Origin of the sequence: Nonomuraea sp. NPDC000554 (assembly GCF_040300065.1) — a bacterium.
Classification (GTDB): Bacteria; Actinomycetota; Actinomycetes; order Streptosporangiales; family Streptosporangiaceae; genus Nonomuraea.
In genome coordinates this window covers 27570-52730 of record NZ_JBEPDC010000047.1, presented here as the reverse complement: position 1 = coordinate 52730, position 25161 = coordinate 27570, and the positions used below count along the sequence as shown (strand labels likewise).

The 25161-nt window shown below is 68.4% G+C and carries 25 protein-coding genes and 1 pseudogene; 15 read left to right on the top strand and 11 right to left on the bottom strand.

The window, feature by feature from the left end; all coding sequences use genetic code 11:
• Window positions 1-91 precede the first annotated feature (91 nt).
• The 9 genes and pseudogenes from rfbB to ABT294_RS48560 all read left to right on the top strand — a co-directional run bounded on the left by rfbB (window position 92) and on the right by ABT294_RS48560 (window position 9956).
• Complete coding sequence (gene rfbB / locus ABT294_RS48600) at window positions 92-1075, top strand: dTDP-glucose 4,6-dehydratase (RefSeq protein WP_350813339.1); 984 nt, start codon at window positions 92-94, stop codon at window positions 1073-1075.
• Window positions 1076-1131: 56 nt separating this feature from the next.
• Window positions 1132-3474: a penicillin acylase family protein gene (locus ABT294_RS48595; protein ID WP_350813338.1), complete on the top strand. Its 2343-nt coding sequence runs from the start codon at window positions 1132-1134 to the stop codon at window positions 3472-3474.
• A 206-nt stretch (window positions 3475-3680) separates the two neighbouring features.
• Window positions 3681-4568, top strand: coding sequence for a glucose-1-phosphate thymidylyltransferase RfbA (gene rfbA, locus ABT294_RS48590; protein ID WP_350813337.1), 888 nt, complete (start codon window positions 3681-3683; stop codon window positions 4566-4568).
• Window positions 4569-4625: 57 nt separating this feature from the next.
• The gene (locus ABT294_RS48585) at window positions 4626-5366 is read left to right on the top strand and encodes a thioesterase II family protein (RefSeq protein ID WP_350813336.1); all 741 of its coding nucleotides are present in this window, start codon (window positions 4626-4628) and stop codon (window positions 5364-5366) included.
• Window positions 5363-6190, top strand: a complete 828-nt coding sequence (locus ABT294_RS48580; RefSeq protein WP_350813335.1) for a metallophosphoesterase family protein — start codon at window positions 5363-5365, stop codon at window positions 6188-6190. The genes ABT294_RS48585 and ABT294_RS48580 overlap by 4 nt, the downstream gene beginning before the upstream one ends.
• Window positions 6187-6873: a 4'-phosphopantetheinyl transferase family protein gene (locus ABT294_RS48575; RefSeq protein WP_350813334.1), complete on the top strand. Its 687-nt coding sequence runs from the start codon at window positions 6187-6189 to the stop codon at window positions 6871-6873. Before ABT294_RS48580 ends, ABT294_RS48575 begins: the two co-directional genes overlap by 4 nt.
• 39 nt (window positions 6874-6912) lie before the next feature.
• The gene (locus ABT294_RS48570; RefSeq protein WP_350813333.1) at window positions 6913-7239 is read left to right on the top strand and encodes a Tn3 family transposase; all 327 of its coding nucleotides are present in this window, start codon (window positions 6913-6915) and stop codon (window positions 7237-7239) included.
• Between the two features lie 65 nt (window positions 7240-7304).
• Window positions 7305-8135: pseudogene (locus tag ABT294_RS48565) on the top strand (MFS transporter).
• Window positions 8136-8519: 384 nt separating this feature from the next.
• Window positions 8520-9956 carry an FAD-binding oxidoreductase gene (locus tag ABT294_RS48560; RefSeq protein ID WP_350813332.1) on the top strand — a complete coding sequence of 479 codons (1437 nt, stop codon included), beginning with the start codon at window positions 8520-8522 and terminating at the stop codon, window positions 9954-9956.
• Window positions 9957-10243: 287 nt separating this feature from the next.
• On the opposite strand, the gene ABT294_RS48555 is transcribed toward ABT294_RS48560, so the two are convergent.
• Entirely contained in the window at window positions 10244-11722 is a 1479-nt protein-coding gene (locus ABT294_RS48555; RefSeq protein ID WP_350813331.1) for an MFS transporter, read from the bottom strand.
• 304 nt (window positions 11723-12026) lie between these two features.
• On the opposite strand from ABT294_RS48555, the gene ABT294_RS48550 reads away from it, so the two are divergent.
• The gene (locus tag ABT294_RS48550; RefSeq protein WP_350813330.1) at window positions 12027-12161 is read left to right on the top strand and encodes a hypothetical protein; all 135 of its coding nucleotides are present in this window, start codon (window positions 12027-12029) and stop codon (window positions 12159-12161) included.
• A gap of 76 nt (window positions 12162-12237) precedes the next feature.
• The gene (locus ABT294_RS48545; RefSeq protein WP_350813329.1) at window positions 12238-12753 is read left to right on the top strand and encodes a 3'-5' exonuclease family protein; all 516 of its coding nucleotides are present in this window, start codon (window positions 12238-12240) and stop codon (window positions 12751-12753) included.
• Window positions 12754-12758: 5 nt separating this feature from the next.
• Here the strand turns inward: ABT294_RS48545 and ABT294_RS48540 are convergent, their stop codons facing one another.
• Both ABT294_RS48540 and ABT294_RS48535 read right to left on the bottom strand, forming a co-directional pair.
• Complete coding sequence (locus ABT294_RS48540) at window positions 12759-13700, bottom strand: tyrosine-type recombinase/integrase (RefSeq protein WP_350813328.1); 942 nt, start codon at window positions 13698-13700, stop codon at window positions 12759-12761.
• 207 nt (window positions 13701-13907) lie between these two features.
• Window positions 13908-15884 (bottom strand): PLL family lectin, encoded by a 1977-nt coding sequence (locus tag ABT294_RS48535; protein WP_350813327.1) that lies wholly within the window; start codon window positions 15882-15884, stop codon window positions 13908-13910.
• Between the two features lie 294 nt (window positions 15885-16178).
• Here ABT294_RS48535 and ABT294_RS48530 point away from each other — a divergent pair, with 294 nt between their 5' ends.
• Both ABT294_RS48530 and ABT294_RS48525 read left to right on the top strand, forming a co-directional pair.
• Window positions 16179-16493, top strand: a complete 315-nt coding sequence (locus ABT294_RS48530; protein ID WP_350813326.1) for a tyrosine-type recombinase/integrase — start codon at window positions 16179-16181, stop codon at window positions 16491-16493.
• Window positions 16494-16533: 40 nt separating this feature from the next.
• Window positions 16534-16872 carry a hypothetical protein gene (locus ABT294_RS48525; RefSeq protein ID WP_350813325.1) on the top strand — a complete coding sequence of 113 codons (339 nt, stop codon included), beginning with the start codon at window positions 16534-16536 and terminating at the stop codon, window positions 16870-16872.
• Here ABT294_RS48525 and ABT294_RS48520 read toward each other — a convergent pair.
• The 7 genes from ABT294_RS48520 to ABT294_RS48490 form a co-directional block, all read right to left on the bottom strand.
• Complete coding sequence (locus ABT294_RS48520) at window positions 16869-17633, bottom strand: MerR family transcriptional regulator (protein WP_350813324.1); 765 nt, start codon at window positions 17631-17633, stop codon at window positions 16869-16871. The genes ABT294_RS48525 and ABT294_RS48520 overlap by 4 nt on opposite strands.
• Window positions 17634-17769: 136 nt before the next feature.
• Window positions 17770-18327 (bottom strand): ABC transporter permease, encoded by a 558-nt coding sequence (locus ABT294_RS48515; protein WP_350813323.1) that lies wholly within the window; start codon window positions 18325-18327, stop codon window positions 17770-17772.
• A gap of 74 nt (window positions 18328-18401) precedes the next feature.
• Complete coding sequence (locus ABT294_RS48510) at window positions 18402-19760, bottom strand: serine hydrolase domain-containing protein (RefSeq protein ID WP_350813322.1); 1359 nt, start codon at window positions 19758-19760, stop codon at window positions 18402-18404.
• Window positions 19761-20173: 413 nt separating this feature from the next.
• Complete coding sequence (locus ABT294_RS48505; RefSeq protein WP_350813321.1) at window positions 20174-20407, bottom strand: Tn3 family transposase; 234 nt, start codon at window positions 20405-20407, stop codon at window positions 20174-20176.
• 116 nt (window positions 20408-20523) lie between these two features.
• Window positions 20524-20910 (bottom strand): SDR family NAD(P)-dependent oxidoreductase, encoded by a 387-nt coding sequence (locus ABT294_RS48500; protein ID WP_350813352.1) that lies wholly within the window; start codon window positions 20908-20910, stop codon window positions 20524-20526.
• A complete protein-coding gene (locus ABT294_RS48495) occupies window positions 20832-21836 on the bottom strand; it encodes an AMP-binding protein (protein WP_350813320.1) in 1005 nt (334 codons plus the stop codon). The genes ABT294_RS48500 and ABT294_RS48495 overlap by 79 nt, the downstream gene beginning before the upstream one ends.
• 79 nt (window positions 21837-21915) lie before the next feature.
• Window positions 21916-22692 (bottom strand): helix-turn-helix domain-containing protein, encoded by a 777-nt coding sequence (locus ABT294_RS48490; RefSeq protein ID WP_350813319.1) that lies wholly within the window; start codon window positions 22690-22692, stop codon window positions 21916-21918.
• 457 nt (window positions 22693-23149) lie between these two features.
• Here ABT294_RS48490 and ABT294_RS48485 point away from each other — a divergent pair, with 457 nt between their 5' ends.
• Together ABT294_RS48485 and ABT294_RS50975 are read left to right on the top strand one after the other, a co-directional pair.
• Window positions 23150-24079, top strand: coding sequence for an NADP-dependent oxidoreductase (locus ABT294_RS48485; RefSeq protein WP_350813318.1), 930 nt, complete (start codon window positions 23150-23152; stop codon window positions 24077-24079).
• A gap of 85 nt (window positions 24080-24164) precedes the next feature.
• Window positions 24165-24359: a hypothetical protein gene (locus tag ABT294_RS50975; RefSeq protein WP_502912239.1), complete on the top strand. Its 195-nt coding sequence runs from the start codon at window positions 24165-24167 to the stop codon at window positions 24357-24359.
• A 17-nt stretch (window positions 24360-24376) separates the two neighbouring features.
• Here the strand turns inward: ABT294_RS50975 and ABT294_RS48475 are convergent, their stop codons facing one another.
• The gene (locus ABT294_RS48475; RefSeq protein ID WP_350813317.1) at window positions 24377-25156 is read right to left on the bottom strand and encodes a MerR family transcriptional regulator; all 780 of its coding nucleotides are present in this window, start codon (window positions 25154-25156) and stop codon (window positions 24377-24379) included.
• Window positions 25157-25161 lie beyond the last annotated feature (5 nt).

The window sequence follows — 25161 nt, the reverse complement described above, 5'->3', positions numbered from 1 at the left end:
CCGACGCCACCGCAGGCGTCCTGTCATGGAAGTCGCCGAGGGGCAGGGCCACCGGGCATGACCGGATCGGGCCTACGACGAGAGGCTGGGAATGCGCATTCTTGTGACGGGTGGCGCCGGTTTCATAGGTTCGAACTTCGTCAACAGGGTGTTCCAGGGGCACTATCCGGCGCTGGCCGAAGCCGAAGTCGTGGTGTTCGACAAGCTGACCTACGCGGGAAACCTGGAGAATCTGGCGGAGGTGCTCGATGACCGCCGACTCCGGTTCGTCCACGCGGACGTCGCCGGCGTGCCACTCGTGCGGGAAGCCATGGACCGGGTGGACCTGGTCTTCCATTTCGCCGCCGAGTCGCATGTCGACCGCTCCATCGAGGAGTCCGCGGAGTTCGTCCGGACGAACGTGCTCGGCACCCAGGTGCTGCTGCAGTGCGCGCTGGAGGCCGAGGTCGGCAGGTTCGTGCACATCTCCACGGACGAGGTCTACGGGTCCATCCCGGAGGGCTCCTTCTCGGAGCGCGATCCCCTCTGGCCCAACTCCCCCTATTCGGCGTCGAAGGCGTCCTCGGACCTGCTCGCCCTGGCGTACCACCGGACGCACGGGCTGGACGTGTGCGTGACCCGGTGTTCCAACAACTACGGCCCCTACCAGTTCCCAGAGAAGATCATCCCGCTGTTCGTCACCAACCTGGCGGAGGGGCTGCGGGTGCCCCTCTACGGCGACGGCGCGAACGTACGGGACTGGCTGCACGTCGACGACCACTGCGACGGAATCGCGCTGGTCGCGGAGCAGGGGAGCGCCGGCGAGATCTACAACATCGGCGGCGGAACCGAGATGAGCAACCGGACGCTGACCACGCGCGTACTGGAGATCATGGGCATGGACTGGTCCATGGTCCGGCCGGTGCCGGATCGGAAAGGCCACGACTTCCGCTACTCCGTGGATATCAGCAAGATCCGGAAAGAACTGGGGTACGCGCCGCGTGTCTCGTTCGCCGAAGGGCTGGCGCGAACGGTGCGCTGGTACCTGGAGCACCGCGACTGGTGGAAGCCGCTCAAAGGGTACGAACCGCGTTGACGCGGCGCTCGCCTGGATCCCCACACCCGAACAGGTGGAACGAGAGGTGCTGTGCCATGCGGAGCCTGCGCGCCGGAACGGCGCTCGCAGCCGGACTCGTGCTGTGCCTGACGGCGCCGTCTGTCGCGGCGCAGTCACGGCCTACCACGGCCCAGTTCGTTCCGGGTCTCAGACAGCCGGTCGAGCTGGTGGTGGACCGATGGGGTGTTCCGCACATCTACGCGCAGAACACCGACGACCTGTTCCTCGCCCAGGGATTCAACGCCGCCAGGGACCGGCTGTTCCAGATCGACCTCTGGCGGCGACGCGGCCTGGGAGAACTGTCCGCGGTATTCGGCCCCGCCTACGTGGAGCAGGACAAGGCGACGAGGATGTTCCTGTATCGCGGGGACATGGACCGGGAATGGGCGAGCTACGGCCCCGTGGCGAAACAGGCCGCGACCCGTTTCACCGAGGGCATCAACGCCTACGTGCGCCGGCTCGCGCGGAATCCGGAGCGAACACCGCCTGAGTTCCGTCGGCTCGGATACGAACCCGCGCTCTGGCGGCCGGAGGACGTGGTGCGGATCAGAAGCCACGGCATCTCCAAGAACGTCTACAGCGAGGTGCTGCGTTCGCTCGTCGTCTGCGCGGGGGGAGTCAAAGCCTCCGAAGCTCTGTGGCGTCTCGAACCCGAACGGCGCACCGTCGTACCGGAGGGACTCGACCCCTGCGCCGTACCCATGGACGTGCTGCGCACCTACGAGCTGGCCACGCGGGGCGTGGTCTTCGAGAACGGCGCGTTACGCCCGGCCCCCGCCGACATCACGGGTAGCGAGGGCAGCAACAGCTGGGCGATCTCGCCGGGCCGCACGGCCACGGGCCGCCCCATCCTGGCCGGCGACCCGCACCGGGCGCTGACGGCGCCCTCTCTACGCTACGTGGCCCATCTGTCGGCCCCCGGGCTCGACGTCATCGGGGCCGGTGAGCCCGCGCTTCCCGGGATCTCGATGGGACACAACGGCACCGTCGCGTTCGGCCTGACCATCTTCGGCGCCGACCAGGAAGACCTCTACGTCTACGAGCTCGATCCCGGCGACCCGGGCAGATACCGCTACCGTGACGGCTGGGAGCGTTTCAGGACGACGACCGAGCGGGTGCCGGTCGCGGGCGGCGCACCGGTCGACGCGGAGCTGCTCTTCAGCAGGCACGGCCCGGTGATCAAGATCGACCGGCAGCGCAACCTCGCGTACGCCGTACGTACGACCTGGCTGGAGCCCGGCACGTCGCCCTACTTCGGCAGCATGACGTACATGGGCGCCCGCGACTTCGCGGAGTTCTCGGCGGCCATGAGCACGTGGGGCGGGCCACCCGAGAACCAGGTGTACGCCGACACCTCAGGCAACATCGGATGGGTGCCCGGCGCCCTCACCCCCAGGCGCGGCGGCTGGGACGGTCTGCTGCCCGTCCCGGGCGACGGCCGATACGAATGGGACGGCTTCCACGACGGCGCCCGGCTGCCCCGCTCCTACAATCCGCGGCAGGGATTCGTCGCCTCGGCGAACGAGTTCAACCTCCCCGCGGACCACCCCGTGCAGGTGGGTTTCGAATGGGATCCGCCCTACCGCAAGCAGCGTATAGACGAGGTGCTCGCGTCGAGCCCGCGGAGCTCGGTCGAGGACTCGATCCGCCTGCAGGCCGACCAGGTGTCCAAGCCCGCCCAGCACATCGTGCGTGTGCTCGGCGGCCTGGCGAGCGCGGATCCCGACACCAAGCGGGCACTGAACCTGCTCCGGTCCTACGACGGGGTGGCGGACGCGGACTCTCCGGAAGCGGCGCTGTTCGAGACGTGGTTCTCGCGTCATCTCGCGCCGGCCTTCCGCCGCGCGACGCTGCCGCCGGAGGTGGCGGACTCCATACCCTTCACCGACGTCCGCCTGCTGGCCGACGCGCTGGAATCGCCGGAACGCTGGTTCGGCCCAGGAGGGAAGGCCGTGCGCGACGACCTGCTGGACACGACGCTGGGCTCCGCCTACCGCGAGGTCGCCGGGCGGCTCGGTGCCGATTCGCGGCTCTGGAGGTGGGGCGCGCTGCAGTACACCGAGTTCACGAGCCCCGTCGGCGCGGACGTGGGCCCCTTCCCTCGGGGCGGCTCGGCGTACACAGTGGACGCGTCCTCCTACAGCCCGGCCACTTTCCAGCAGTCGTCGGGGGCGTCGTTCAAGATGGTGCTCGACGTCGGCCGGTGGGACAACTCCCGCGCGGTCAACGCCCCCGGCCAGTCAGGCGATCCGCGCAGCCCGCACTACCGGGATCTGGCGGAGCGCTGGAGGTCGGGTGAGTACTTCCCGCTCCTGTACAGCCGCGACCAGGTGGACCGGCACGCCGCGAGCAGAATCACACTTCTTCCACAGCAATAGACGCGCGTTTCCCCCGGGAAATGACATGCCGACGAGAAAGAGCAATGCGCTGTCACGACTTTCGCGACGTGGCCAGGACACCCCCTAGCCAACCCCTCAAATCTGCCGGACCTAGGGGTTGTGCGCCATTTATCGGCCATGCAAGCCTGCCGTGGAAGGCCTACTGATCCATTGCCATTTACGAGATTGCGTCGAAGGAACCGGAAATGAAGGGCATCATTCTGGCGGGCGGCCACGGAACCCGGCTCTATCCGCTGACCCTGGCCGTCTCGAAACAGCTTCTCCCCGTGAACGACAAGCCGATGATCTATTATCCGCTGTCGGCGCTCATGCTCGCGAACATCACGGAGATCCTGGTCATCTCGACCCCCGCGGACCTGCCACAACTGACCCGCCTGCTCCGCGACGGGTCACATCTGGGGCTCGACATCAGCTACGCGCAGCAGAACGAACCGGCCGGCCTCGCCGACGCCTTCATCATCGGGGCCGACCACATAGGCGGCGATTCCGCGGCCCTCGTCCTCGGCGACAACATCTTCCACGGCCATTCGTTCTACGACATTCTTCAGCAGAACACGTCCGACGTGGACGGATGCGTGCTGTTCGGCTATCCGGTGAGCGATCCCGAGCGCTACGGAGTCGGCGTCACCGACGCGGAAGGCAGGCTCGTCTCCATCGAGGAGAAACCCGTCAACCCCCGGTCCAACCGGGCGATCATCGGCCTGTATCTCTACGACAACGACGTGGTGGACATCGCCAAGAATCTGCAGCCGTCCGCCCGGGGCGAGCTCGAGATAACCGACGTCAACCGCACCTATCTGGAACGCGGGAAGGCACGGCTCGTCGACCTCGGCCGAGGGTTCGCCTGGCTCGACGCCGGCACCCCTGAATCCATGCTCCAGGCCAGCCAGTACGTCCAGGTGCTGGAGCAGCGGCAGGGTGTGCGCATCGCCTGCGTCGAGGAGATCGCGCTCCGGATGGGCTACATCGACGCCGAAGCCTGCGACCGGCTGGGCAGGGAGCTCTCCGCGTCCAGCTACGGCCGGTACGTGCGCTCCGTCGCCGCGGAATTCAGCGGTGCGTCCCCGAACTGACTGGCCGGATCCGTCGTGGCGCCACGGGCGCCGCCGTCTCAACGAAGGAGAGCCGTCGTGACGAGAGCCAATCCCTGGCTCCAGCGCTTCCATCCGTCGCCGCGAAGCGACGTCCAGGTGATCTGTTTTCCGCACGCCGGAGGGTCGGCCAGTTTCTACCACGCCCTGTCGGCGGCCCTGTCCCCCTCCGCCGAACTGCTCGCCGTCCAGTATCCCGGCAGGCAGGAGCGCCGCCACGAGCCGCCGATCACCGACCTCCGGCTCCTGGCCGGCCGCATCGCCGAGGTCCTGGGCCCCGGTGGCGACCGGCCGCGGGTGTTCTTCGGGCACAGCATGGGCGCGCTCGTCGCGTACGAGACCGTCTTGACGCTCGGTGGCCACGGCCCGTCGGCGCTCTTCGTGTCGGGACGGCGCGCGCCCAGCCGGGTCCGCCACGAGATGCTGCACCTGCTCGACGACCACGACCTGGTGGCGCATCTGAAGGCGTTGAACGGAAGCGAGGCCGCGGTGCTGGCCGACGAGGAGCTGCGGAAGCTGGTCCTCACCACCGTCCGCGCCGACTACCGGGCCATCGAGACCTACAGGCCCGAGGCAGGCGCACGACTCGACTGCCCGATCAGCGCGCTGACCGGCGACGCCGACCCCCTGACGACCCTGGCCGAGGCGCAGGCGTGGAGCACGCACACCAACTCCGGCTTCGAGCTGCACGTCTTCTCCGGCGGTCACTTCTTCATCCGCGACCACAACGCCGCCGTGGCCAAGGCGATCCTGAAGTGTCTGGAGACGATCGACGCATGACCGCGCTCCTCGCCATCAGCGACCTGCACATCGGATACGAGGAGAACAGGCGTATCGTCGAGGATCTCCGACCCGGCGACCCCTCCGACTGGCTGCTGGTGGCCGGGGACGTGTCGGAGCAGGTCGCCGACCTCGAATGGGCCCTGTCCCTGCTCAGCCGTCGCTTCGCGAAGGTGGTGTGGGCGCCGGGCAACCACGAGATGTGGACGCATCCCGCCGACGCGGTCCAGTTGCGCGGCGAGGAGCGCTACCACCACCTGGTGAAGGTCTGCCGCGCCCTGGGCGTCGTCACGCCGGAGGACCCGTACCCCACCTGGACCGGCCCCGGCGGCCCGGTCGTGATCGTCCCGCTGTTCGTCCTGTACGACTACACCTTTCGCACTCCCCAGGCCGCCACCAAAGACGAGGCCCTTGCCCTCGCGTACGCCAGGGACGTGGTCTGCACGGACGAGATCCTCCTCCACCCAGAGCCCTACGCCTCCGTCGACGCCTGGTGCGCCGTCAGGGTCGCGGAGACAGAGCGCCGCCTGGCCGCCCTGCCGCCCGGCGTCCCGACGGTGCTGGTCAACCACTATCCGCTGGTCCGGGAGCCGACCCGGGTCCTGCGCCATCCCGAGTTCGCGATCTGGTGCGGCACCGAGCGCACCGCCGACTGGCACCTGCGCTTCAACGCCCGCGCGGCCGTCTACGGCCATCTGCACATCCCCCGCACCACCTGGCACGACGGGGTTCGCTTCGAGGAGGTCTCCCTGGGGTACCCACGCGAGTGGCGGCCGCGCTCCACCCCGCCCGGCCGGCTCCGCCAGATCCTGCCCGTGCCATGATCGAGAAGATCCTGCCGTCCTGGGTCGCCGCCGAGGAGGCGTTGGACGACCCGCCTGACGCGACCCTCTTCCCCGAGGAGGAGGCCTTGATCGCCCCCGCGGTGGACAAGCGGCGCCGCGAGTTCACCACGGCCCGCCACTGCGCCCGCCGCGCCCTGGCCCGGCTCGGACTGCCGCCGGCCCCGATCCTGCCCGGCGAACGCGGCGCGCCACGCTGGCCGCCGGGGGTGGCCGGGGCGATCACGCACTGCGCCGGATATCGGGCGGCCGCGGTCTCCCTGGACGCCCTGACCGTCGGCATCGACGCCGAGCCTGACGAACCGCTCCCCCACGGCATCCTGGCGGACATCGCTCTCGACCGGGAGCGCGCCGCCCTGGCCCGTCTCGGCGGCGGCGTGCACTGGGACCGCCTGCTGTTCTGCGCCAAGGAGACGGTCTACAAGGCGTGGTTCCCGCTGACCCGGCGGTGGCTGGGCTTCGACGAGGCCCACATCACCCTCTCCCCCACGGGGACGTTCACGGCCCGCTTCCTCGTCCCAGGGCCCTGGGTGCTCGGCCGGGAACTGACCGGCTTCGCCGGACGCTGGCTCGCCTCCGGCGGCCTGCTCATGACGGCCATCACGCTGCGTCCGGCCGACCTGTCGCGGGTCAGGACGCATGCGTACGGCGCGAGGCCTGACTGAGGCCCGCAACCGGGGTCCCGGTAGTAGTGAAGAAATTCTTTGGACTGCTTCACCCACGCCGGCGGGCGCAAGCTGACCACCTCGAGCGAGACCAAGCGCAACATCCTCGCCGTGCTCATCGCGATGTCCACCAACCTGGGCCTGGCCCGCATGTCGAAGGCCTGCGGGGTGTCCTACGACGTGCTGGCCTGGACGATGGAGTGGTACGTGCGGGAGGAGACGCTGCGCGAGGCCAACACGGTCATCCTGGGCACCGCGACCGACAGTCGCGGAGCCACCCTCATTAACTTTGCGTTGTTCGACCTGGTCGGCAAGGCGCTCACGCCACGGATGCGGGGACCTGACCCGGGTCACCCTGGTCCGTGACGACACCCCGACCGAGATCGCCAAGCGCTCCCCACACGCCGGGCCGCTGCTGGGCGCGCGCTGGAATGCAGGACCTGGTCGCCGACTGCTGGCCAAACCTGCTGCGGATGGCCGGGTCGCTGAAGTACGGCCAGGCCACCGCCTCGCTGATCGTCGGCAAGTGGTCGGCCGCCTCCCGACAGAACACCCTGGCCGCCGTGCCGAAGGAATGAAGCATCCTGCGCAGGACCGTCCACCTGGCCACATACCTGTCGGACCCAGCCTTCAAAAGGAAGATCTCCCGGCAGCTGAACAAGGGCGAGAGCCTGCACGCGCTGCGCCGCGACCTGCCGCTGCGGATCTTCCGGGCCCGCTCGGTGTCCGGCACGCTCCTCGTGCAGTTCCTGCTGGGCGCCGCGGGCTTCGCGGTCTGGTACTTCCTGTCTCTCTACATGCAGCAGGTACTGCACTACAGCGCGCTCCAGGCGGGCCTGGCGTTCCTGCCACACACCCTCGCCATCATCGTCGCCTCCAAGGCCACGCCGCGGCTGGTCAGCTGGGTCGGCCTGCGTCCGCTGCTGGCCGCAGGCGCGCTGATCTCGGCTGCGGGTTTCGCCTGGCAGGCCACCATCACACCAGAAAGCGGCCTGTTCACCGGAATCGTCCTGCCGGGCGTGCTCATCACCGACGGAATGGGCCTCACCTCCGCGCCGATCGCCATGGCCGGAGTCGGCCCCGGCGAAGTGGGGCTGGTCTCCGGCATCCTTAACTCCTCCCGCCAGGTCGGCGGCTCACTCGGCCTGGCCGCGCTTGACCACCCTGGCCGCTGCGGGCAGCGCGACCTCGCCCGCCGTGGTGACGACGGCGATCTGGCGGCCTCGAAGGAGGCAATCAGCAGCAGCCGGCCACGTCGGTGACCTTCGCCCCCGACAACACTTCGATCACCGCGTGATAGCGCTGCTCCACGACGCTCAACTCCACCAACACACAGCGAAGTGCTACGCAGATCATGAGACCCGACAGGGCTCATCCCCTCACTGACAATCCCGCTAACCCTACCTTTACTAGGGGGTAGACGTGATCGGCTTGCATCCGGCCGCCCCATAGCTTGGACGTGCCATATTTCGAATCGCGGTCGAATAGCAAGTCCGTGCGACTTCGTCCGACCGCGGCTGGGCGTGAGGAGGCCGACTGTGAGCCAAGCCGCCGAAAGGACCGTTCGCCCTGGTGCCACTGATCCAGACCCCGCCCCGCGCGCGCCGGACACGGTGGGCCCGGGCGATCCTCGCTATCGCTGGCTGGTGTCAAGAGGCTACAACCAGCGATTCCGGTGCGCGCCCGAACACGTGCGCCCGGCCGTCTCCACCGAGGACGTCCTAGAGGCGGTCGAGCAAGCGGTACGGACAGGTCGTCGGATCGCGGTCCGCAGCGGCGGTCACGGCTTCGAGAACTTGGTGGACGATCCGTCCGTGCAAACCCTCATCGACCTGTCAACGATGAACGCGGTCCAGTACGACTGGCGCCGCGGCGCCTTCATGGTCGAGGCGGGTACCACGCTGGGCGAGGCGTATCGGAAGCTGTTCCTGGGCTGGGGTGTCACCATTCCCGGCGGAACCTGCCCCGACGTGGGGATAGGCGGACATGTCTGTGGCGGCGGATACGGAGCCCTGTGCCGGCTGCACGGCCTGATCGTCGACCACCTGTACGCGGTGGAAGTGGTCGTGGTGGGACCCTCGGGAAAGGCCACGAGGGTGGTGGCGACCCGAGAACCGTCGGATCCCAACCGGGAGCTCTGGTGGGCTCACACGGGAGGCGGCGGCGGCAACTTCGGAATCGTCACCCGGTACTGGTTCCGGTCCCCGGACGCCTACGGCGGCGACCCCGCCACCTTGCTGCCCCGGCCTCCGTCCACGGTGTTGCACTACTCCGTGGAGTGGCCCTGGTCGCAGCTCGACCAAGACTCGTTCGTCCGGCTGATCCGCAACTTCGGAGAATGGGGCGAGCGGAACTCGGCGCCCGGCTCACCCGCGGCCGCCCTGTACGGCGAATTGGCCCTGCCCAGCCGGCCCAGCGAGACCATTACTTTGTCCGGGCAGGTGGCCACCGACACCGGCGCGCAGGCCCTGCTGGACGACCTGGTGAACGCGCTCCGACAGGGCGTCCCCATACAGCCCGCGCGCCAGTCGTCCACTCTTCCCTGGCTCGCCGCCACGCAGGCCTTCGGATACGAGTCGGGCGCCTCCGACCTCCGCTTCAAGATCAAATCGGGATATCGGCGGCGGCGCCTGACCGACCAGCAGATCGCCACCGCCTATCGGCATCTGACCCGGTCCGACTACAACTATCCGTTCGCGAACCTCTTCATCAACACCTACGGAGGACGGGTCAACGCCGTTTCGCCGACTGCGACCGCCGTGCCCCATCGCGACTCGGTCTTCCTCGTCGGATACCTCGTCGGCTGGCAGGGAACGACCGAAGACACCCGGCACCTGAACTGGATCAGAGACCTGTACCGAGACATCTACGCCGACAGCGGCGGGGTTCCGGCCGGTGAAGCAGACGACGGCAGCTTCATCAACTACGCGGACACGGACCTGGCCGATCCCCGGTGGAACGCCTCGGACACCGCATGGCACACGCTGTACTACAAGGACACCTATGCGCGGCTCCAACAGGTCAAGCGCCGTTGGGACCCGCACAACGTCTTCCGTCACGCCTTGTCCGTCCGTCCCAGCTGAGCTGTTTACGGAGCGGGTTGCACGGCCGACGAGACGACCGCGTCGGCCGTGCAGCGCAACAGTGGGATGCGGTTCGCGTACATGAACGGGCGCCGACGGCGGATCAACCAGATTGGTCTCCACGTTACGAGGGGAAGCCCACGGGTCATCAACCGGTTCGTGCCGCGGTTTTCGGCAACGGTTACCTCCGACGACGCGTGAGGCGAATCGAGTCCGTCACTCCAGGTGAACGTCACGCTGACGCCGCCCCTGGGACGGGGAGGCGGCGTGGTCGGCGCCGGCTCCGGCTACGGCGCCGGTTCCATCCGCGGAGTCCGCCCGGCCCGGAGGGTGACCGCGGCGGCGAGGGCCAGGCCGAGGAAGATGACCGCCCCAACGGCGCCGACCACGTTGAGCCCGCTGGTGAACGCGGTCCGCGCCGCGTCGAGCAGCCCAGGCACATCGTCGGCGACCGCGACTGCGGCGGTCAGGCTGCTTTTCGCCGCCACCGGCGCCCCGTCCGGCAGGTCGAGCACCAACCGGTACACCAGGGTGCCGAGGCTGCCGAGCGTCGCGATGCCCACTGCGATGCCGAACTCGCCGCTGGTCTCCGAGATCGACGCGGCCGAGCCGGCCTTCTCCGGCGGCGCGGCGGCGAGGATCAAGTTCATGGTGAGCGCCATCGGGAACGAGATCCCTGCCGAGGCGAGCACCAGTCCCACTACCAGCAGCGGGGCGTCGCCGGTGTCGACCTGGGTGACGACGAGCAGCCCGACGCCGGAGAGGGTGAGCCCGAGGGCGGTGATCGTGGCTGCCGGCAGCTTGCGGGCGAGCGCCGGGGCCACCAACGAGCCGAGGACCATCGCGATGTTCTGCGGGATCAGCCGGACGCCGGTCGCGAGGGGGGACAGCCCGGCGACGTCCTGCAGGTAGAGGCTGGACAGCAGCGACAGACCGGCCATCACGACCCCGCCGAGGAGCATGATGCCCAGGGCAGTGCTGAAGATACGGTTGGCGAACAGCCGCAGGTCCAGCAACGGGTCGGGCAGAGTGCGCTGGCGGCGGACGAACGCCACGCCGAACGCGATGCCGACGGCGACCGCGGCGAGCGGCAGGGCGTGCCAGCCGTCACGGGCCAGGGCCTTCAGACCGTAGATGACCGGCAGGATCGCGGCGAGCGACAGGGCCACGCTGGCGAGGTCGATCGGGTGCTCCGGCCTGGCCGGCTTGTACTCGGGCAGCAGGACCGGGCCGGTGACAAGCAGCAGCACCATGAACGGCACACCAAGCAGGAACGCCGACCCCCACCAGAAGTGCTCCAGCAGGAGGCCGCCGACGAGCGGGCCCAGCGTCATGCCGCCCATGAAGCAACTGAACCAGACGCCGATAGCGAGCCCCATCCGCTTCGGATCGGGGAACATGTTGCGGATCAGGGCCATCGTGGACGGCATCAGGGTGGCGCCGGCGACGCCGAGCAGCGCCCGCGCCGCGATCAGCAGGGCCGGGCTGCTCGCGTACGCGGCCACGACCGACGCGACGCCGAACGCGGCGGCGCCGGTCAGCAGCAACCGGCGGCGGCCGATGCGGTCACCGAGGGCGCCCATCGTGACAAGGAACCCGGCGAGCATGAACGAGTAGATGTCGAGGATCCACAACTGCTCGGTGGCGTCGGCGTGCAGGCCGGCGCTGAGCTGCGGCAGGGCGAGGTACAGGACGGAGACGTCAAGGGAGATCAGGAGCGTGGGCAGGGCGAGGACGGCCAGGCCGACCCAGGGATTGGTCTTCACCGGTCCACTCCGATCTTGACGTTCTCGAGGCGCTCGGCCTCGGCTGCGAATGTGCGGCTGATGGCGCGCGCCACCTCAGCCGCCCCAGCTTCCTCAATGGCTCCAACTTCGAACATGCCGGAACGCTAGCTACCGACAAATGAAGTTGTCAAGATAAGCCAACTCGTCGGTTGCTCCGCGACGTTTTGTGTATCGCAAGAAGGTGAGCAAAGAGCCGCCAGTCCCGCCCAATCGGCGTGTGGCTGGGCGGACGTCCCGGCGTGCGATCGCGCCGGAAACCTGTCCAGCGGGGTATGTTCGGCGCGTGGACGCACGCGCGGAGCGGATCAAGCTGTTCACGCTCGTCCGTGATGTCCCGTACGCCACCGACGGCGCACATGACGCCGAGACGCTGATGACGGTCAGGCGCGGCGATTGCTTGGCGAAACGGCCTACCTGATCAGCGGTTTTCACCGTCTCGGCTACCTGGCTCGGCGGGTGCGCCGGCTGTACCACAACCGCCCGAGGTGCGCCTGATGCTCTCAACGGAGGACGTGCACACAGCGTGCGAAGTCCTCATTGACGCCCGGTGGACGCTGTTCGGCGACCCCGCTTTCGCCCGCCATACCTACCTCGTCATCGACTTCGAGGGGCTGACGCCGCGAGGGCGGCCACCGGTGCCGATCGAGGTGGACGTGTGCGCCGTGCAGGCCAACGGCAGAGGCCTGGTCGAGGTGTGGCGGTTCGAGTCGCTGATGGCCGCGCCCGCGGGTGTGCCCGTCACCCCATGGGATGTGCGGCAGACCGGCATCACCACGGCGATGCTGGCCGGCGCACCGTCGGCCGAGCAAGTCATCGCCGACCTGGATGGGCGCCTGACAGCGCCGCCGTATCGGCTCGTCGCCCATCATGCCGCCACCGAGGCGACCCTGATCGGCGGGCTGCGGGCTTGGTGCCCACGGCTGGCCGCCATCCCGCTCCTTGACACGGTCCGGCTGGCCCGCCACCTGTATCGGCCCGGAACTCCTATAGCTCCGACGAGCCGCCACTAAGTTGATCAGTGGGTACGGCGGCGGGGTGCCAGGACCTCGGTGACCTTGGCGATGGCTTCAGCGCCGGGTTTGACGTAGCGCATGGCGGTGCGGGGGTTCTTGTGCCGGGTCTTGCCCATGATGAGCTGCAGCGGTACTTCGGCCTCGCCGAGATGGGTGGCAGCGCTGTGACGCAGCTGGTGCAGGTCAAGCCCGGCGTACTTTTCGAGCAGGACACGGGCGCGGTCGTAGCCCAGGCGGGCGCGGCCGGTGTGCGGACAGATATCGGCGGCGGCTGGCCGACGGGCGGGGACGGGGCGGCGTTCAGACAGGAACAGCGGACCGTGCGTGCGCGTGCTGCCGTCAGGCAAGCGCAGTAGCCGGGGCAGCAGGTGAGCGGTGCCGCTGTCCCAGTACACCCACTCGATGGCACCGCCCTTGGAGCGGACGGGGGCGCGCCGGTGCTCCAGGTCGAGGTCCTCGACGTTCAGGGCGAGGACCTCGGCGGCGCGGGCGGCGGTTTCGTAGAGCATCCGCCACAGCGTCTTCTCGCGCAGCGGGATGTCGCGGCGTGACAGCAGCCGGTGGATGGTGGTCTTGGCGACCGCGCGGGTCTCGTCGGCGGTTTCCTTGCGGCGTTCAGCGTCGGCCGCGACCGATGGCGCCGCCCAATGCTTCTTGGCCTGGCACCAGCTCAGCCACGAGGCGACGGCGGCGCGGTTGCGGTTCCAGGTCGCCGGCGAGCTCGCCCCCCACAGCTCGGCGAGCGCGGTGCCGATCTCGGTGTCGGTGACTTCGGCGAGCGACCGGTCGCGGCCGAGCAGCGTGGTGACGCGGTCGATGGCCGAGGCGTAGGCGCGGTGGGTGTTGGGGTTGGCCGTGCGCGGGGTGGCCAGGAAGGCGTCGGCGGCCGCGGCGAGCGTGACGTGCCCTCCGCGCAGAGCGGAGACTTTCGGCGCGGCGCTCATGCCAGCCGCCAGGCGATGCTCACTGAGCCGGCCCGGGTGATGTACCGGATAACGTGCCGGAGTCGCGCACCGCTCCGGCGAGGGCTTCTCCTGGGCGCCGCGCCGCCATGATCGCTCAAATAGATGATTATCCGGCACATCGCCCCGGCCTACGGTGGCCTACCGGCCGCCCCCGCTTGAAGCCGTGGGATCGAGTCCGGGTGTTCCTCAGCGGCGGTACATCACGTACAGCTTGCCGTCATGAGAGGCGGCGGAGGGCTCGTCGCTGATGGTTTGGTTGCCGACGGTGTGTAGGCCGCCCCAGGCTCCGGAGGAGTAGGTCGCCGCGTACAGGTGGCGGTCCGTCCCGCGAAGGAAGATCCACATTTTGCCGTCATCGTGCGTGGTGAGGGCCGGGCCGTGGGTGGTGAGCCAGGTGCTGTTGGGGGCACCTCGGGAGGTCCACCTGTTGCTGGCAAAGATGCTGGTGGACAGCTTGTTGCTCATTCCCCGGACGATGCGCCACAGTTGGTCGTTGTAATAGGCCATCGCGGCGGGGCTGTCCACCAACCAGTCGAGGTTGTTCTTGGAGGCGGTGCTCCACCCGTTGCCGTCGTACAAATTGTGGTAGAGCCTGCCGTCGGTGCCAACGTGCGTCAGCCACAGCCCGCCCCAGCCTGCTGCCATGGACGGGGCGTAACCCGACCTGTAACCGCTGAAGGCCGTGATCCCGCTCCAGCCCTCGGATTCGGTGAAGCTGCGCCAGTACAGGGCGTGGTTCGTGCCGGTGACGGCGTAGTACAGCTTGTCAAAGGCCACGCAGAGAGCGGGGGCGGAGTAGCTGTGGTCCCCGCCGATCTGTTCGGGTGTCCTCCACTCCCCGTTCTCCAGGCGTGTCCACATCACCTCCTGACGATTGCTGTCGACGAACGCGGCGTAGAGCTTGCCCTTGTATGAAGCCAGAGCGGGAGGCGTGATGCTCTGCCAGGGCAGAGGGACCGGCGTGCCCCATCCCTGGCTGGTGCGCACGACGTACTCCAGGGTGGAGGCAGGGAAAGGCACCGTGCTGCCGGTGTACTTCACCTTCAGTTCGTGGTGGCCATCGCCGTTGAAGTGCCATTGCGAGCTTCCGCGCCTGGAGAGCACGGCCAGGGTCTCCTGGTTGAGGAACAGGGTGCGCGTGCTGGAGAGGTCGTTCCTGGCGATCAGGCTGATCGCGGTGAGCACCATCGACGTGATATCCATCAGGAATCCAAGGAGCGCCGATGGCGATATCGCGCTGAGGACTGACCATGCGGTGTTGGTGAAGATGTTTTCGTTCATCCCTCGCAGCTTTTCGCCGATGCTGTTGTTGTTACCGTCGCCGGTGTCCCATTCCCAGCACGCGACGTTCAGGACCAGCCCGACGCTTGTCACGCCGTCGAAGACCGTCCGCTTCCACTGGTGGAAGGCCGGGGTCTTGCCCGCCGTGGCCGTGTCCCCACCGAACTCCTCTGACAGGAACGGCACGGCCCGGCTTCGGTCACTGCTGCCGCACGAGATCCAGCGGATCTCGTCCCTGGTGCCCGGCCACCCGTCACCCACCACGCGATGGACATGGAAGTTCTCGAACTCCAGCTTGACGCGATACACCGGCTCCGCCCGCTCACCGTCCTGCGCCGGCTCCTGCGTCGTCTGCCCGTTCCCGGGTGTGGTGAGCACGGCGGGCACGGTGACACCGAAGCCCCATTCGCGCATGCCCTCGATGAACTCCGGGCTGTCGAAGTCCTCTCCCGATGCCAGCGCCTCTGGGGTGATCAGTGCCGCGTTTGACTGCGCCATCCACTCCTCTGCCACGGCCGGCAGGTCCTTCACCAGATCAGCGAAGTCGTAGCCCTCCGACACCGGACGGCTGGTGATGACCTCGGGCACCCCCACCAGCGTCCCTCGCGCGCTCACCGTCTCCCGGTAGATGCGCCCCCAGTCCTTGATCTCCTCCTCCGACACCACCACCCGCAGCGCTTGCAGCAGCCTGTCCTCCAGCTCGGTCAGCTGCTCGCCCTGCCGCAACCGATCCGCGGCATGCAGCATCGCCCCGAACACCACGTTGGCCTTCTGCGTGCGCGCCAGATTCCGCCCCGCCCGCGAATCGCCCCGCGTCCCCGATAGCAGGCCCCGTAGCTGCTCCAGCCGCTGCTTCGAAGTCGCTTCCTCACTGGTGGTCATGCGCACCGCCTTCGTGTTGCCGGGCTATGCCCCCAATGGGCCGTGCCCCACACGACGCTATGTTCACTGGCGGCGCATGAATATCCACTGAAGGTGACAAAGATGAAAAGACCAGCCCAACCATGACGAAGGGCTCGGGGCCGCACCCGAGTGCGGCTCACACCCCTGCGTCGGCGGCGCGGTGTGTTTCTTCGGCACTCCGACGCGCTGACCAGGGCAAACGCGCTTGCGGTCTCGGCGCCTCCCGAGGTGCGTCCGATTTGTTGTGATTTGACGCCTGGTTACGCAGTCCCCATGCATGACCATGCACGCAGCTTGGGCCTTGATTCGCGACGCCGCCCCGACGGCCGCCTGTCACCCCGCTCGATCAACACCATCGTCGGCGAGATCGGCCGCCTGCACGATGCCCAGACCACCGACCCCGACCGCAAACTCGGCACCCTGCGCCCGCACGACGCCCGCCACACCTTCGCCTTCCAGCTCTCCCAAGCCTCCGGCCACAACCGCGCCGAACTCGAACGCCGCCTCGGCCACGCCAATGACCGCTACCTGCGCCTGTACACCAACCCGCCCGACGACATCGCCGCCGGCTATATCGAGGATCTCTGACCCAGCGCCTTCGCGCAGGGGCGCGCACTACGGTGCAGGCATGGTGATGGGGTTGCTGCTGGAGCCCCTGCCCGCGTCGTGCCTGGCACCGGCGCCCCCGCGACCGCGGGGACTGCGTGGCCTGCTCGCCCGGCTGCAGGAGGTGGCCGACGCCGTGCGGCAGCTCGACGACCTCGAAGGGCGCATGCGGCGGGCAGCCACGCAGGCGATCGTGCGGGAGGCGTACCACCAGACAGTGGGCGAGCAGGAGGACGAGCAGCGCAGGCCCACCGCGTTCGCCGAAGCATGGAAGAGCCACCTGGCCGCGTTGCTGGCCCAAGACACCGTGAAGATATCGGGCCGGTCACCGATCACTACCGAAGGTCGACGCCCGGTTTAGCCGGGCTGCTCCGCCAGCCGCTCCGGCCGGGTCCAACCGGACCAGCCACGCTCGTGCATCAAGTCCAGCATCCGCTCCGACAGCGGGTTGGACTCGGCGGCAAGTGCGTCGATAAGGTCAAACGCTAGATCGTGGCGCGTCATCTTGCCGGAGGTGTATGCCTGCTCGGCCAGGCCGGCCAGGATGTCGGCGGCTTCCTCCAGACGCGGGTCGTCGCCTGCGCCGCTTTCCAAGAGCTCCGACAGGATCCGATAGAGGCGAACGATTCGCGGGTCATCGAGCTGCGCGAACTTCCCGGGCATAACCTCGCGGATGTGATCGGGCCAGCGAGCCGCAACCAGGATCCACCCGTCCCGCTCACCCTCCACCACCCGCTCTGACACCCCGATCTCCCGAAGCCGATCGAGAAAGGCGACCACCTCCGGCGGGAGCGCCAGACTGTCCCCGGAAGCGAGCTGCGCGATCTGCTTGCGGCTGGCCTCAAGCCGTTCGATCTCCTCGCGCAGGTTGCTGTCGATCCTTTGGACCGCTTCGGTAAAGGTCGATGCTTCGGCTTCGAGCATCTGACCGATCTGAGACAGCGGCACGCCGGCGTTGGCGAGGGTGCGGATCTTGATGAGGGACACGACTGCCGTTGCGCCATACCGCCGGTAACCCGAGGCATCCCGCTCCGGCTCGGGCAGGAGTCCGATCTGGTGATAGTGCCGCACCGCCCGCACCGTGACGCCGGCATAAGCCGCCAGTTGCCCGATTGTCAGCATGCTCTGATCCTGCCCTCAAACTCGCCCTGACCCGGTCGACGCCAGCTCAGGAGATCCTGCAACGGTAGGAGATGTAGGCAACGATGCGGATGCCGACGCACCAAGCGAGGGCGGTCCAGATGTCGGTGCCAACCGGTCACTGCGTGAGCAGGTCGCGGATCGTGTTGACGATGGAGGCCACCGGCTGGTTTTCGGCGAAGACGCGCAGCGGGCCGGGCATGGTGTCGGTGGGCACGAAGGGCCAACTGAGGAACGGCAGGAAGATGAGCGGGTAGGAGAATTCGCTCGCCCCATCCACGGTCTTCGCGGACAGGCCGGGGATGACGGCGACCGCGAGCCAAGCCAGCACTCCAGCGCCCGCGCGGAAGCCCATGAGGAGGGCGCCGACGACGTCCGCGAGCGAGATCATACTGGTGACCAGCGAGGTCAGCACGTGCGCCCACAGCACGGACGAGCGTGCGATCGGCATCGAGTGGAAGCGCTCGAAGATCCCGCCCTGTATGTTCATCAAGAGCCGTAAGGCGGTGTAGGCGATGCCCGACGCGATCGTGATGAGCAGGATGCCGGGCAACAGGTGGTTCACATACGAGACCGACCCTGTGTCGATAGCGCCGCCGAACACGTAGACGAACAGCAGCATCAGGCGATCGGCGATGGCGGCGGCCTCGATCTGTCGGTTCTCGGCCACGCCCACCACGGCGCAGGGGATGTCATGCCGGTCTGCCAGCTCCTGCAGCGTCGCCTGGAGTCCGTCCCACGCGGGCTGTCTCAACCAAGGCAGGACCGGACGGCCTTGGCCAGGTTCGACGCCCGCGGGTCGTCGGGCCGGAAGTTCCAGAGGTTCGTGACGTAGCCGAAGCCGACACCGGCATCGGGGTCGCCGAGGGCGATTGATCCGCCGGAGCCCGGGTGGCCGAACGAACCCGGCCCGACCATCGGCGCCGGAGAGCATGCTCGCCAGAACCCCAACGACATGTAGAAGGAGCGGTCGGCCGGGATGTCCAGGCCCGGCGGCAGTCCGTACATCCGCGTCTTGTCGGTCTGGACGGCTGTCATCCTCTCGACCGTTGACGGATCGAGCAGCCGCACTCCGTCGACGTCGCTGACCGTGGCGGCGTACATCCGCGCCAGCGAGTGCGCGTCCGCGAGCATGTTCGCGGCCGGGAACTCCGCCGCGCGCCAGGCACGCGTCAACATGTACTCCCCGGACGTGTTGTCCAAGGCGCCGCCGAGCTCGCCGGCGCGCATCTGGATCGAGCCCGGGCTCCACATGGATTCGACCCATGCGGTGACCGTGTCCGCATCGAGCCCGGTCGTCGCGATCATCCCGGCGAGCAGCTCCTCCACGCTGAACGGAGCGGCGTAGTGGAGCCGGGCCACCCGTTCCTCGTGTTCCTCGGGCAGCCCGATCCAGGCGCTCAGCCCGAGAGGGGCGGCCACCTCCTCGGCGAAGAACGTGCCGAGTGACCTGCCGGTGATCCGGCGCACGACCTCCCCGACCAGAAACCCGTAGGTGACGGCGTGGTAGACGTGCTCGGTGCCCGGCTGCCACAGCGGCTTCTGCGCCTCGAGTGCACGGATGACCGGGTGCCACGCGCACGCCTGCTCGAACGTCAGCGGTCCGTCGACGAGCGGGAGACCGGCCTGGTGGGACAGCAGCCAGCGCACTTTGATCTGTTCCTTGCCGTTGGCGCCGAACTCCGGCCAGTACTGGGCCACCGGGGCGTCCAGATCCAGCTCACCGCGCTGTGCCAGCAGATGGGCACAGATCGCGGTAGCGCCCTTCGTCGTGGATGCGACGTGGACGATGGTGTTTTTGCGCCACGGCCGGTTCGCCTCGCGATCGGCGAGCCCGCCCCACAAGTTGGCGACGGGGCGGCCGCCCACGTAGACGCTGCACGCCGCGCCGACCTCGCCAGGCGCCTCGAAGTTCGCGCGGAACGCGTCAGCGAGCTTTCCCCAGCCTTCCGCCACACCGTGCTCAAGATCGTCACCACCGCCGCTCACGGAGGCGTTGTCGCGGCTCTCATTGGCTGTCATTCGGATATCCATTCTCTCGTTACGGTTTGTCGCCCGGGTACCGCCATCGATGGCGTTGGTCAGCCGTTCCCGCTCGGACTGATCCACTGACCCTCCGGGGGGTTCCGAAGAGACTCCTCGGCGAGCTCCACAGGGGCCTGCCCGGACGACTTCGCGGATCGGGTTCCGTTCACCGCGCTCTGCTGTAGCGGCAGCGCCCTTCCTGGGCCCGTCCAATCGGACGGCGCCTACTCGCAGAAGACACGCAAGCGGCCATCTCGAAGTCCATGCCGCGCAACACACGCAGCTCCTTGTACGACTTCTCCAGACCTGCACGTGGATCACCGGCCCCTGCGCCGATTGCTTGTGGGAGGGCTGCTCATGGCAGCCAGCATGGAGGGCTGACGCAGCGTCAAGGTCAAGCCCACAGGGCAGATTCGATTCGTCTGCGTACGCCAATTGTCCGGAACCCGGCGGCCGTCCTGCCAGGGGCGCGCACCGCCCCTACCACGATCATGAAGCTAGTCCGGGTTGCCCGCCTCCGGAGCTTGCGCAGCGCCGCCGAGCGAAAGGCGCTTGGCCACATCCAGCCGTACCTCGCCGTAGGGCTGGACGTGTTGCCAGAACAGCGGGGTCAGCCCGCGCCGGTCGGCGGGTTTGAGCAGCTCAGCCCACTCGCGGTCGGCCAGGACGTCCTGCAGCATCAGGGTGTTGATGTATACGGCCCCCCACTCGGGTCCACGCGACCAGCCCAAAAGTAGCTCTCTGTAATCGCCGCTACGGCCAGTCGCGTTAGGAAGCTGTCACCAAGTACACGCGCGAGTGTGTTGAGCCCGGTCAGTGAGGACTTCGTCGGCTTCTGCCGGATCTTTCACTCCGGGGCGGGCGGCGAATCGAAGCTTGCGCCCATCCCGATACTGGCCCCGCCGTCGACCGGAACCACCGCGCCGGTCACAAATCTCAGATGCGGTGACACGAGCGCACCGACCAGGTCGGCGAACTCGCGGGGCTCGCCGATGCGTCCCATCGGCAGCCCGCTCCCCAGACGAGCCTTGGAGAGCTCCGGCTGCCTCTCAAGCGTTCTCTCGATGAGCGGGGTGTCGAAGTACCCGGACATCAGGGTGTTGACGTTGATGTTGTGCGGCCCGACCTCCAGGGCGAGGGTCTGGGCGTAGCCGATCACGGCCGACCACACTGTCGCGGGCGCTGCCATGCCGACGGCCTGACGCCGAACGACACCCGAGACGACGTTGAGGATGCGCCGCCCTCGGCCGTCATGTGCGGCAGCGTCGCGCGCACGGACCTGACCACGTAGAAGAAGTGGCGTGCGAAGGCTTGGAGCCACACATCGTCGGTGAGCTCCGAGATTCGGCGGATCGGCGGTCCACCGTCGTTGGTGACCAGGACGTGGACAGCCGGACCGAATCGGCCGGGGTCGAAGCCCTGCTCGATCACGACGGTGCCCCCGCGAAGCAGCGTGGGGATGACGCCGAGCCCGGTGGCATGGGTGAGCGGAGCCGAGGCCAAGTACCGCGGCAAGTGCGGCTGTTCGAAGTCGGCCATGTGCGCATAGACCATCTGCACCATCGACCGATGAGGCTGCATCACGCCCTTGGGTCTCCCGGTCGTCCCCCCGGTGTACTGCAGCCATGCGACGTCCGTCTCGGTGGCCGGACCGGCATCAAGAGGCCGAGCTCCGTGAGACTCGCCCTCAGGCAGGCCACCTGCGGCCGAAATCACCATCAGGTGTCTCAGCGAGCCGGCCTCGGTGAGGACGTGGCGCCCGTGCTCCTCCAGGGGCGCGGGCGCCACCAACACCGTGGCCTCCGCGTCCTCGCAGACGACGATGTGGTCCTCGACCGAGGCCAGGGCCTGAAGGCCGGTGAAGCGCTCTCCCAAGAGGTACGTCGCAGCCTGGACGATCCATGACTCAGGCATGTTCGGACTGAGCATCGTGACACCCGCTCCGAGCCCCGCCCCGCGACGGGCCAGCGCGGTCATGTACTGCGAGAGGAGATCTCTGACCTGAGCGTAGGTCAGTCGCCGATCACCGGCGACGAAGGCCTCGGACGAGCTGTGCCGAGTGAGGGCCTGCACGATCAGGTCGCCCAGCGTCACCCCGGAGGAGGCCGTTGTGGCAGTTGCCGAAGCGGAAGCGCTCTGCACGTTGACGGGATGAGGCATGCCTCAACGATGGGTATGGCACGATGGGACGTGCCACCGATGTTCCGCCAACAATTACGGGTGACCCGCCAGGCTGACGCTAGTGGTGAGCTGCGCGTGCCGCAGAGCGGTAGCGACCGGGTGTCTGGCCGACGAGCTCGGTGAAGGCTTCGATGAAACTGCTCGGGTTGGCCCAGCCCAGGCGTATCGCCGTGTCGGTGACCGAGGTGCCTTCGCAGAGTTCGAGCAGTGCCCGCTGAATGCGCAGCAGCGTGCGCCACTGGTGAAAGCTCATCGACAGTTCGCTGCTGAACAGACGGCTGAGGGTTCGTTCGCTCGAGCCGGTTCTGTGCCCCAGCTCCGCCAGTGTCGCCGGGCTGGCCGGGTCGGCGTGCAGCAGGTCGGTAACGGCCTTGAGGCGAGTGTCGCTCGGCTCCGGGAGGCGCAGTGGTTCCTGCGGGGCGCGAGCGAGCTCCGCGATGACGACCTCGAGCAGCAGACGGGCGCGGGGGCTGTCGGCCGGGTCGTGGTCGCCGATCATCGCCAGGTACGCCTCGCGCATCAGCGCACTGGCCACGAACACTGAGGGCTCCGTTGGCAGTTGCTCGACCAGTGCCGCCGGAACCCGGAGCAGTCGGACATCGGTCTCGCCGTACGAGCGACTGCTGTGGACATAGAAAGGTGGCACCCAGGTAATGCGGTTCGCCGGCGCCACCCATGTGCCGACCTTGGTCGCAGTGACCAGTGCTCCGGAGGCGGCGTACCTGAGCTGGCCGAAGTCATGGAAGTGCGCGGCGATGTCCTCGCCGTGGGCCAGGGGCTCGCAGACCGCCGAATCGTCGGTCCAGAACACCGGCTCGTGGACAAGTCCGGTCATGGGCACTCACCCTAGTCCCGTCCGCACGTCTCTGGGCATGGCCGATCGGGGGTTGGCCGGGGTTCGATTCCACGAGCGTCGCCGGCGATGCGGGGTCTCAGGCCCGTCTGCTCGTGGGTTCGGCAGCAGACCCAATGCTGGCGGGTTATCGGAATATTCTGGCGCGACACCGGTGGTACGCCTGTGTTGTGGCGTTCATCGTTGAGGTGTGTCGCATCAGATGAATCTCGAGGGGGCACTCGCACCCTCGCCCTGCCCAGCCGCGGAAGTCAACACCTGGCTGGTTCTCGGCTCGCGTACTGGGCCCTTGCCAAGGCCGTAGAGCACGACCACCGTCCACTTGTCGGCGATCAGTTGGACCGCCGGACGCGCCGGGCAGTCGGCGAGAAAGAAATCACCGGGACCTGGTTCCTGTCGGAACCCTCGTCTCGTTCTCACACCCAAAACCAGGAGAGTCATGCGAGCCATCACCCAGCACACATTCGGGGGCCCAGAGGTCCTCACCATCGTGGACGCGCCCGAGCCCCGGCCCCTTCCGACCGAGGTCCTCGTCCGGGTCAAGGCGATCGGGCTGAACCCACTGGAACCGCGCCTGCGCGCCGGCGAATTCCCGCTGCTCGGCCAGCCGCCGTTCATCCTCGGCTGGGACATCAGCGGCGTGGTCGATGCGGCGCCGCAGACGTGGCGGTTCAGGCCCGGCGATGAGGTGTTCGGGATGCCGCTGTTCCCGCGGGCGGCCAACGCGTACGCCGAGATCGTGGCAGCGCCGGCCTTGCACCTGGTGCGCAAGCCGGCGTCGCTCTCACACGTCGAGGCGTCGGCGTTGCCGGTCGTCGGGCTGACAGCGTGGCAGGGCCTCGTCGACCTCGGCGGCGTGACCGAGGGCGACCGCGTCCTGGTCCATGGCGGTGGCGGCGGGGTGGGCCACGTCGCGATCCAGATCGCCAAATCGCTCGGCGCGCACGTGATCGCAACCGCCAGCGGGAGCAAGCGGGAGTTCGTCGAGGGGCTCGGCGCCGACGAGGTCGTTGATTACACGGCGGTCGACTTCACCGAAGTTGTCAGCGACATCGATGTGGTGCTCGACACGCTCGGCGGCGACACCGCCGAGCGCTCGCTCAAGGTGCTCCGCCCGGGGGGTCACCTCGTGACGGCGGTCGCCGAGGAGGATACGGAGCTCGCCGCCAGGTTCGAGGCGGCCGGCATGCACTTCAGCGGCATCGCGGTCGACCCCGATCCGGTCGCCCTGCGACACCTCGTCGAACTCGTCGAACAGGGCAAGCTCCGGGTCCATGTGCAGGAGACCTTCCCGTTCGAGCGCATCGCCGACGCACACCGGCTGATCGAGAGCGGTCACCTCCAGGGCAAGCTCGTCCTCACCGTCTGATCGATCAGGCGTTGTATGCGGTGGTGATGGAGGCCTACGTACACGGGGTCTCCACCCGCAGTGTTGATGCGCGGTCGCAACCGGCGTGACCGCGGACGGACGCCGGGGGATTCTCGGCCTGGACATCGGCGACAGCGAAGATCAAGTGTTCTGGCACGCGGCGCCGACCGGCTTCCTGATACGCACCCAACGCAGACCTGGCTGCAGGGCAGGATGGGCGCCATGCCTGACAAGATCATCCGGCTCTGACCTGCGGGAAGAGGCCAAGAACCCAAGATAACCGCGGAGGCGCGCCCCCTACTGCTCCTCGAAGGCCGCCGGCGCCGAGGCGGCGAGCGAGAGGACGGCGCTGAGCGCGGCGGCGCCGTCGAGGAGCGCTCTGGAGCGGGCCGCGATGCCGGCGTCCCGGGCAGCCAGCGCGGCGGCGACGTCGTCCGACCGGCGGGCGCGCCGCAGCTCCGGCATGAGGGCCCGGAGAGGGGCGATGCGGTAGCCGGCCTTGCGCAGCTGGTGCACGATCCGGGCGTCCCGTACCTGGGCCGGCGTGTATCGCCGCGTTCCGCGCGCGGGGTCGCGGTCGGGGACGACGAGGTCCTCCGCGTCCCAGTGCCGCAATGTCGAAGGGCGCACGCCGAGGGCGGTGGCGAGTTCGGAGACGCTCATGGAGTCGAACGCGCGTACGTCCTCGATCGGCTCGCTGGAGATCGCCCGGGCGGCCTCCTCGGCCTGCCTCAGTTCCGCGCGCTCCGTGTCGAGCCGGGCGTGCGCCGCGTCGAGGAGGGCGAGCACCCGGGAGGCGGGCGACCGGTGGACGGCCCGGACGATCCTCTTGGCCTCGACCGGGCCCACGCCTGCTGCGAGGGCCCGGTAGGCCAGCGCCGACTGCAGATGTATCTCGCCGTACATCCGGTAGGCGGCGGCCGTGCGCGCCGCCGGCGGCAGCACGCCGTCGCGTTCGAGGTTGCGTACCTGCTGGACGGAGTAGCCGGCCCGCCGCGCGACGTCGGCCGTGCGCAGGTGCGGCGAGTTGAGACCTGACACCCTCGCGCCCAGCGGTTCCAGCCCTGAAGTCTCCACAAGGA